At 54.4% G+C, this 660-nt stretch carries 3 protein-coding genes; all 3 read left to right on the top strand.

The window, feature by feature from the left end:
- On the top strand, positions 1-88 hold an 88-nt coding region (locus tag HMPREF3119_RS19050), incomplete at its 5' end, for a phage tail assembly chaperone (protein ID WP_246829227.1).
- A gap of 11 nt (positions 89-99) precedes the next feature.
- On the top strand, positions 100-384 hold the full coding sequence (locus tag HMPREF3119_RS01990; RefSeq protein ID WP_070578194.1) for a phage tail assembly protein T: 285 nt from the start codon (positions 100-102) through the stop codon (positions 382-384).
- Between the two features lie 25 nt (positions 385-409).
- Positions 410-660 (top strand): hypothetical protein (locus tag HMPREF3119_RS19045; RefSeq protein WP_305777629.1); only part of this gene is annotated, 251 nt, incomplete at its 3' end.

Genomic DNA, 660 nt, shown 5'->3' with positions numbered 1-660 from the left:
GATGGCTGTTTACGGGCCGGTTCATGCCCGTCTGCTGAAACAGGCGCTTGATCTGATGACCACGCCGGATGAAGCGGAAAAAAAGTAGCGCAGCCCGGGATGTTTTTTCTGATGACACTGGCGCTCCGGATGGGGCGCACAGTGGATGAACTGACCAGAACGATGAGCGCCGGTGAGCTGACCATGTGGATGGCCTTTGACCGCCTCAGCCCGATCGGGGACATCCGCAGTGACATACAGACGGCCCATATTGTCTCATCGCTGTACGGCGCACAGGGCGGCAAACTCAGCCCGAATGAAGCGATGCTGCAATGGGGAAAAACGGATAGCGGTGAGGCAGGTGACGGGCTGGAGGGTTTTCTGAAATCGGTATCTGAAACCTGATTGTACTGACATAGCAGAGGACGTAATGGCAAAGCTTCGTGAGCTTATTATTAAAATATCGGCAAATTCATCCTCGTTTCAGTCTGAAATAGCCCGCACCTCACGGATGGGGGAGAATTATTACCGGACGCTGGAGCAGGGCGGGCGCAAAGCAGCATCGGCATCACGCGAAACGAAACGGGCAATCAGTGAACTGAATAATGAGCTTTCATCAATAAAATCCACGGTAACCGGTGTCATGGGGGCCATGGCCGGTGCTTTTGCCACGCAGCAGCT

It is taken from the genome of Morganella sp. HMSC11D09, from assembly GCF_001807955.1.
GTDB classification, from domain to species: domain Bacteria; phylum Pseudomonadota; class Gammaproteobacteria; order Enterobacterales; family Enterobacteriaceae; genus Morganella; species Morganella morganii.
The sequence above is the reverse complement of the archived record's forward strand: the minus strand, read 5'-3'. Positions and strand labels throughout refer to the sequence as shown.